The sequence below is a fragment of the Rhizobacter sp. genome (assembly GCF_031412075.1).
In the GTDB taxonomy this organism is placed as follows: Bacteria; Pseudomonadota; Gammaproteobacteria; order Burkholderiales; family Burkholderiaceae_C; genus Rhizobacter.
Window position 1 is genome coordinate 1 of record NZ_JANOCG010000206.1, and the last position, 8,511, is coordinate 8,511.

Consider the following 8,511-nt stretch of genomic DNA (forward strand, 5'->3'; position numbering starts at 1 on the left):
GGGTCGCCGGCCCGCGCCCCCCATCCCGCGCTGCTGGGCGCAGGCCAGGTGGGCATTCTGTCGGCCGCGTGCTGCGACGCCATGAGCACACCCAAAGACGAACAGCTGGCACGCCACCTCACAGACGCGATGCAACGCACGGGCAGCCCACGGCCAGTCGTGCTCGCGACCCTTACGGGCACGCGCCAACAGCTGCGCGAGCTCGGCACCCGGGCCGACAGCGCCACCGCAGCGTTCCAGGAAGAACTGAGCACGGTCTTTCACACCCACGGGCTGGCAGCGTTTCCGCTGCTTATCGTCGACGGCCACATCGCGTTTTACGGCGGCGTGCCCAGCTCGGATGCCATCGAGTCCCGCCTCGTCAAACGCTGAGCGCAGCATGCCCCAACCCATCACCCTGTACGCCCACCACGGCTGCCCTTATGTGCAACGCGTGGCCATCGTGCTGGCCGAAAAAGGCCTCGCCCACACGCGCCAAGACATCGACCTGCACCACAAGCCGAGCGAGTTCGAAGTGGCGTCTCCGCTGGGCCTGGTGCCGGTGCTTCGGGTGGGCGACGAGGCCATCTTCGATTCGGCCGTGATTTGCGAATACCTCGACGAAATGCACCCACCCCAGCTGCACCCTCTCAACCCATTGCGCCGAGCCCAGCACCGCGCCTGGATGGCGTTTGGCACGGCGCTGTTGCAAAGCGTGGGCGGCTTCTTCAAGGCACGCGATGCCCGCACGCAGGATGAGCGGCGCCGCGAGGTCTTGCGCTTGCTGCACCGGCTGGAGAGCGAGCTGCCGGGCTCGCCTTACTTCGCCGGTGCGTCGTTCACGATGGTCGACGTGGTGTTCGCCCCCGTCTTTCGCTACTTCGACGCCTTCGCGCTGATGGAGTCGTATGACTTCTTCACAGGCTTGCCAAAGCTCACCGCATGGCGCGAGCAGCTGGCGCAGCGCCCTTCGGTGCAGGCAGCGGTGCAGCCTGACTTCCTGCTGAAGCTGGTGGCCTATCTGGGCCGGCTCGATTCGGCACTGGCGCGCAGCGCCCGGGTGGGCCGCGGCGCGCCGTAACATCGGCCCCCGTGAACACCGACTCCCTCCTGGGCCTGCCGGCCTTCATGCGCTTCTGGTGGGCGCGTGTCGCCGGCACCACCGGCAACCAGATGCTGATGGTCGCCGTGGGCTGGCAGATGTACGAGCTGACCGGCAGCGCCTGGGACCTGGGCCTGGTGGGCCTGCTGCAGTTTTTGCCCGCCCTGTTGCTCACGCTGGTGGCCGGCCACGTGGCCGACCGCTGCGACCGCACCCGCGTGCTCGCGCTGTGCATGGTGGCGCAGGCGGGAATGGCGCTGCTGCTGATGGCCGCCTCGCACGGCGATTGGGCGAGCCGCGGGCTCTTGCTGTGGCTGTCGGTCGCGCTCGGCATGGCCAAGGCCTTCCAGATGCCGGCGCAGCAGGCGCTGGTGCCCTCGCTGGTGCCCAACGCGGTGCTGCCACGTGCGCTGGCCTTCAGCTCGATGGGCATGCAAACCGCCATCATCGGCGGCCCGGCCCTGGGCGGCTTCATCTACGTGGCCGGTGCGAGCGTGGTCTACGCGGTGTGCGCGGCGGCATTCGTGCTGGCGGGTGTGCTGTTTCTGCGCATCGGGCACCCGCACGTGCCCCCGCCGAAAGAGCCGGTGACCCTGGCCACCGTGTTGGCAGGCTTCCAGTTCATCTGGCAGCGCCCGGTGGTGCTGGGCGCCATCTCGCTCGATCTGTTTGCGGTGCTGCTGGGCGGCGCTGTCGCTTTGTTGCCGATGTTCGCCAAGGACGTGCTGCACGTCGGCCCCAGGGGCCTGGGCCTGCTGCGTGCGGCACCCGCCGTGGGCGCGCTGTGCATGTCGGCCGTGCTCACACGCTGGCCGATCACGCGGCGTGTGGGCAAGGTGATGTTTGCGGCGGTGGCCATCTACGGCGTGGCGACCTTGTGCTTTGCGTTGTCGACGGTGTTCGTGCTGTCGATGCTGGCGCTGTGGGTGAGCGGAGCGGCCGACATGGTGAGCGTGGTGATCCGCCAGTCTTTGGTGCAGCTGGAGACACCCGACACCATGCGAGGCCGGGTGAGCGCGGTGAATTCAATCTTCATTGGTGCATCCAACCAGTTGGGCGAGTTCGAGTCGGGTGCCACGGCGGCCGTGCTCGGCCCGGTGGGCTCGGTGTTGCTGGGTGGCATCGGCACCTTGGCAGTGGCTGCGTTGTGGATGAAACTCTTCCCTGCCTTGGCAAAACGTGAACGCCTGACCGAAGCGCCCTGAGGGGAGCGCTCGGGTTTTCACGAAACCGCCAGCACAAGGCCGCGAAGATACTTCGCGCTCCTCAGCGGCCCCACAACAATCGCCATGACAGCTCCGAAGACGAACCGCCCAGCCTTTCTCTACCCGGGCGGCTCGCCGCTGATGCACCCACCGCTGCAGCTCAAAGACGCCGAGATGTACGGCTTCTTCGTCAAGGGCGACCTGGCGAAGCTGCAGGCCACGGTCGACTCGACCCTCACCGCCTGCGCGGGCGGCGAGATGAGCTTCCAGGTGTTCTCACCGTTCGTGATGCTCACCTTCACCAAGGTGCACAAGGCCTTCTCCACCTGGCCGAGCGACCAGGCCAAGGGCTGGGGCGAAGAGCTCGACATCATCACCTGGGTGATGGTGGGTCAAATCAAGAAGGGCGAGAGCGGCATCAGCCGCGTGTTCTTCTACCCCTGCCACATCTTCGTGGACGACGCGATGGCGCTCATCAACGGGCGCGAACTCTTCGGCTACCCCAAGTACCTATGCGAATACAGCATGCCCGCCCCGGGTGAGCCGGCGCGCTACTTCTCGATGGCCACCAAGGGCTTCGAGCCCTTCTCGCCTGACACGCAACTGGCCACGCACCCGCTGCTCGAAGTGGCGGCCACCACCCACCGCCAAGGCGCGCGCAAGCTGGGCGGCTTCATCGAGTTGATCGAAGAAGCCATCGAGCTGATCGCCGCCAACCTGCCCGCCACGCTGGAGCTCGACAAGGAAGCCTGGGCCCAGATCGCCGGCATGCTGCGCCACCCGGGCTGCGAGCAGATCTTCTTGAAGCAGTTCCCCGATGCGTCGGGCATCAAGGCGGTCTACCAGGCCATCGTGGCGGCACCGGCGATGGTGACCGCTGTGCACGGCGTGGAAGTGTTCGAAGACGACTACGAGCTGACGCTGCACAAGTTCGCAAGCTTTCCACTCAACGACACGCTGGGCCTGAAGCTGGGCGTGCAAGCGGCCATCCTGCCCTTTCACCTGAGCTTCGACTTCGAGGTGACACCCGGCGTTGAGATCCACGACAACTCGCAGATCGCGCCACAAAAGATCGCCGTGCTCGGCGGTGGTGTGGCCGCCATGACCGCGGCCTATTACCTCACCGACCAACCGGGCTGGCAGAACCGGTACGACATCACCGTCTACCAGATGGGCTGGCGCCTCGGTGGCAAGGGTGCGAGCGGGCGCAACGCGCGCTTAAGCGAGCGCATCGAAGAGCACGGCTTGCACATCTGGTTTGGCTTTTATCAAAACGCCTTCCGCACCATGCAAGGCGCCTACGGCGAGCTGGGTCGCCCAGCGGGCGCACCGCTGGCCACCTGGCAAGACGCCTTCAAACCGCAACACTCCTTCGCACTGAGCGAGCTGATCGACGGAACCTGGCGCCAGTGGCTGATCGACACGCCTGAGATGCCGGGTGAGCCGGGCCACGGCGACGAAGACATCGGCCTGTGGGACATCGCCCTCACCATGTATGAGTGGATCAAGATGTGGCTCGCCGAGCTGGAGAGCCAGCACGGCACCACCACCATCGTGACCACCACCTCGGTGGAGGTCACCGAAAACCACATCGGCGACTGGCTCGAGTCCCTGGCCACGCGCATCGAACGCAAGGTCGAGACCATCGTGTCCGACGTGCACAGCGTGTTTGACGCCGCCCTGAGCTTTGCGCAAAGCCTGCCCGAGCTGGGCGAACAAGACGCCATGCAGCACACGGTGCACGCCGCCGCGCTCAAGAGCATGCGGGTGGCGTTGCAGGCGCGGTTTGGCGCACAGGCCGAGATGAGCGACGTGGCCGATGACCTGCGCCGGCTCTACATCTGCATCGACCTCGCCGTCACCTCGCTGATCGGCATGCTCGAAGACCACGTGTTCGAAAAAGGCTTCGACGTCATCAACGACGAAGACCTCTACGCCTGGCTCACACGCCACGGCGCCAACCCCACGGTGAGCGTGCATTCGGCGCCGATTCGTGCGCTCTACGATCTGGTGTTCGGCTACGAAGACGGCGACTTCGACAAGCCCAACTTCGAAGCCGGCACCATGTTGCGCGGCATCTTCCGCATGACCTGCGGCTACCAGGGCGGCATCATGTGGAAGATGCAGGCCGGCATGGGCGACACAGTGTTCACGCCCTTCTATGAGGTGCTGAAGAGGCGCGGCGTCAAGTTCGAGTTTTTCCACAAGGTCGAAGAGCTGGTGCCCGAGGCCGGCAGCAACACCGTGGCCCAGATCCGCATGACACGCCAGGTGGATCTCTCAGGCAACGAATACAACCCGCTGCGCCCCGTCAAGGGCTTGGACTGCTGGCCGAGCGAGCCGCTCTACCAACAGCTCGACCCCGCGCAGGCGAAGCTGCTGCAGGCCCACAAGATCAACCTCGAATCCAACTGGAGCGATTGGCCCGAGGTGTACCAACAGCAGTTCAAGAAGCCGCTGCCCACCGTCACGCTGCAACGGGGTGTCGACTTCGACAAGGTGATCTTCGGCATCTCGTCCGATGGCGTGGCGCTGCTGTGCCCGCAACTGGTGGCGCGCAGCCCGGCGCTGCAAGCCTCGGTCACCTACGTGAAAACTTGCGCCACGCAGGCTTACCAGGTGTGGCTCGACAAGACCGTGCCCCAACTCGGCTGGACCGAATTTGGCCGCGCCGACGAAGAGCCTGTGCTGACCGCCTTCAGCGAGCCCTTCGACACCTGGGCGCCGATGGACCAGACGCTGATCCGCGAAGCCTGGCCGCCGCAGTTCGAGCCCAAGAACGTGTCGTACTTCTGCAGCGCCTTGGCCGTCAAGAGCTACCCGCCCTTCAGCGACCGCGGCTTCCCGGCACGCATGGCCGAGCAGGTCAAGCAGGCCGCCATCGACCAGCTCAAACACCATGTGCATGCGCTGTGGCCGGCCGTGGCCACGCCGCAAGACTTCGATTGGTCGTGCCTCATCGACACCACCGCCGCCCAAGGCGAGAAGCGCTTCGACAGCCAGTATTGGCGCGCCAATGTCGACCCGTCGGAGCGTTATGTGCTGTCGGTCGTCAACAGCACCAAACACCGTCTGCAGACCGATGGCACGGGGTTCAACAACCTCTACGTCACCGGCGACTGGATCAAGACCGGCGTCAACGCCGGCTGCGTCGAGGCGGCGGTGATGGCCGGCATGCAGACCTCGCGGGCCTTGTGCGGCCACCCCAAGGTGATCGCCGGTGAGAAAGACCTCTGAGCCATGGGCGGCATGTGTGACTTCTGCCGCGTTCGCCCTGGCGAGCCTGCATGCCTAACCATGAAACTTCTGGTTACATTGCTCCCCACCGCCGTTTGACGGAGCCGAAACCCGCAATGTCTCTGTCATCTGCCCCCCTGCCGCGCAGCCTGTGCTGGTTGCGCCCACTGCTGCTCGTGGCCCTGGCGCTGCTGTGCAGCCCGGCGTGGAGCCAGTCGCCGATCTCGCTCAACGCCAACGCCGAGGTCGACATCGCCTCGCGCGGCCAGCTCTACCTGGCGCAAGACGACACGCCACCGGCCACGCCCGCCGCGCTGGGCGCCTGGCTCGCCAAACAAAAGCAGGTGGAGCGGGTCAGCCTCTTCGGCGGCAGCTACTGGTTCCACGCCACGGTGCAAAACGACACCCAGCAAACCCGCTGGGTCGTCGACCCGACCGGCACGCTGATGGAGCGCATCGAGGTGCGCGTGTACGCAGCTGGCCAGCCGGTGCAGTCGTTCATCACAGGCTACAGCGCCAACAGCAGCTACATGCTGCACTACGGTGGCAACGTCGAGCTGCCGATCGGGGCGCAGGCGCAGGTGCTGCTGCGCATCGAGAGCCGCTACTTTGCGCGCTACCCGAGCATCTACGTGGCCAGCCAGGCCGGCTACCGCAAGACGGTGATCTCTGAAAACGTGCTGACGCTGTGCGCCCTGGGCGCGATGCTCACGCTGGCGCTGTACAACCTGTTTGTCTACATCGGCGTGCGCGACAAGTCGATGCTGTACTACGCGCTCTACCTGCTGACGGCCACCGTCTCGTGGGCCATGACGCTGCACGTGGCGTCCGACTGGCTGGGCTGGCGCGGCTTGAGCTGGCACTACGTGGCCTTCTTCCTGGGGGCGGTGTTCAACACCATGTTCTTCCTCGAGTTCCTGCACCTCAAAGAACATGCGCCAAGGCTGGCCTGGATCGCACGCGGCAACATCCTCGTGGCGCTCGCGCTGATGCCGGTGTGCTTCGTGTCGGTGGCCTATGCCCACCTGCTGGCCACGGCGGTGATCTCGGTCACGCTCACGCTGGCGCTGGTGTCGGGGATGATCCGCCTGGGCCAGGGTTTTTTGCCCGCGCGTTATTTTTTGGCGGCCTTCCTGGCGCTGCTGCTGCCGGCCGTGCTGATCTTGCCGGCCAACTTCGGGCTGGTGCCGAGCGTGATGCGCAACATCGAGCTTTTCACCCTGCTCGGCGCCACCACCGACGCCCTGCTGCTGGCCTTCGCCCTGGCCGACAAGATCCGCCTGCTGGGCCGTGAAAAAGACACTTACCTGCAGCAGCTCAACGACGCACTCTCCCAGGCCAGCACCGACTCGCTCACCGGCATTGCCAACCGCCATGCCTTCGACCGCACGCTCAACGGCATGACGGTGGCCACAACCGATGCCGAAGCCCCACAACGCATCATGCTGGTGATGATCGACCTCGACGGTTTGAAGCGCATCAACGACGAACGCGGCCATGCCCACGGTGACGGCCTGCTGCGCGAGTTCGCACAAGCGTTGAGCGTGCTCAAGGAAGACGGCATGAGCGTTTTCCGCCTGGGTGGCGACGAATTCGCCGTGCTCGGCGAGCGCTCGCAAGAAGAGCTTGCCCGCCAGAAGATCAACCAGATCGAGCGCCGGCTGCACGACGCCGGCTTCCCGAATTGCGGCATCAGCTACGGCATCGCCTTTGGCTCGGAAATCAACTCGGGCTCGCAGCTGCTGATGCACGCCGACGCACGCATGTATTTGCATAAAACAACGAAGAAGGGCCCCCCAGTCGCTGACGCTCCTGCCCCCAAGGGGCGCCACGCCTGAGCCCGGGAGACCCGTGCTCGGCGCGTTGCTTGATGGGAGCCGGGCTTCGCCGGCTCATGCCTCGCCGCGCTTCATCTTCAGGCGCATCTGGCCTTCTCGGCCACGCAGCTTCCACTGCGAAAGTTGCTGCTGCCTTTCTAGGGCAGTGAGCGTGTCGCGGCGCATTTCGCGCAGCAGCTTCTGGTAGTTGCGCAGCCGATCGGGCGGTACCCCTTCGCGCACCGCGCAGCCGGGCTCGTCGCCGTGGCGGCAATCGCGAAAACGGCACTGCACGGACAGCGTCGCGATGTCTTCGAAGCTGATGGCCAAGGTGCTTTCATCGGCATCGGGCCGCAAGGTGCGCAGGCCCGGTGTGTCGATCACGCACGCGCCGCTTGGCAAGCGGTGCAACGAGCGCGAGGTGGTGGTGTGCTTGCCCCGGCTGTCGTGCTCGCGCACGGCGCCGGTGTCTTGCACCGCGTGGCCCATCAAGGCATTGGTCAGGGTCGACTTGCCGGCCCCTGAGGAGCCGAGCAACACCACCGTTTGCCCCGCGCCAAGATACGCATCGAGCACACGCGTGGTCTGCGGCGAGGTGCCATTCACGGCCACCACCTCCACCTGGGCTGCGATGCGCTGGCGCAACTCCGCGATCGCGTCCTCCACCGCCTCGGGCGTGACCACATCGGCCTTGGTCAGCACCACCACCGCCGTCACGCCCTGGCCTTGCACCAGCGTCAAAAAGCGCTCTAGGCGGCGTGGGTTGAAGTCGTCGTCCAGGCCCATCACCAGCAGCGCGGTGTCGACGTTGCTGACCACCGGGTGGCGGCGCCCATCGGTGTCGCGCCGCGCGATGTGCGAAAGCGGTGCGATGCGCTCATGCACCCAGGCCTGGCCGTGCGCGTCGTGCACCAGCACCACCCAGTCGCCGACGGCGACGGCGGTTTCTTGCTCGGCCAGCAGGCGCGCGAGCCGGGGCAGCACACGCACGCTGGTCTCTTGCACGCCGTCGTGCACCTGCAGCGTTTCGCGGTGAACCTCGATCACGCGCACCAGGCGGCGCGGTGAAGCGGCCAGCTCGGCCGCGTCGGTTTCAGGAACAGGTTGAGAACAAATGGCCACCAGGGCCATCGCGGGCGTCAAGCCCACCGAGCGCAAGCGCTCTACATCC

At 65.9% G+C, this 8,511-nt stretch carries 6 protein-coding genes; 5 read left to right on the top strand and 1 reads right to left on the bottom strand.

Going from position 1 to position 8,511, the window contains the following annotated elements:
• From RMO40_RS07125 to RMO40_RS07145, 5 genes are all read left to right on the top strand, one after another.
• Positions 1 to 372: hypothetical protein (locus RMO40_RS07125; RefSeq protein WP_309718298.1), on the top strand; the 372-nt coding region annotated here is incomplete at its 5' end.
• A gap of 7 nt (positions 373 to 379) precedes the next feature.
• Positions 380 to 1,060 (top strand): glutathione S-transferase N-terminal domain-containing protein, encoded by a 681-nt coding sequence (locus RMO40_RS07130; RefSeq protein WP_309718301.1) that lies wholly within the window; start codon positions 380 to 382, stop codon positions 1,058 to 1,060.
• A 47-nt stretch (positions 1,061 to 1,107) separates the two neighbouring features.
• A complete protein-coding gene (locus RMO40_RS07135) occupies positions 1,108 to 2,286 on the top strand; it encodes an MFS transporter (RefSeq protein WP_309718310.1) in 1,179 nt (392 codons plus the stop codon).
• An 84-nt stretch (positions 2,287 to 2,370) separates the two neighbouring features.
• Entirely contained in the window at positions 2,371 to 5,523 is a 3,153-nt protein-coding gene (locus tag RMO40_RS07140) for an NAD(P)-binding protein (protein WP_309718303.1), read from the top strand.
• 116 nt (positions 5,524 to 5,639) lie between these two features.
• Positions 5,640 to 7,361, top strand: coding sequence for a 7TM diverse intracellular signaling domain-containing protein (locus RMO40_RS07145; protein ID WP_309718306.1), 1,722 nt, complete (start codon positions 5,640 to 5,642; stop codon positions 7,359 to 7,361).
• A gap of 54 nt (positions 7,362 to 7,415) precedes the next feature.
• Here RMO40_RS07145 and rsgA read toward each other — a convergent pair.
• A partial coding sequence (gene rsgA / locus RMO40_RS07150; protein ID WP_309718308.1) for a ribosome small subunit-dependent GTPase A occupies positions 7,416 to 8,511 on the bottom strand: 1,096 nt, incomplete at its 5' end.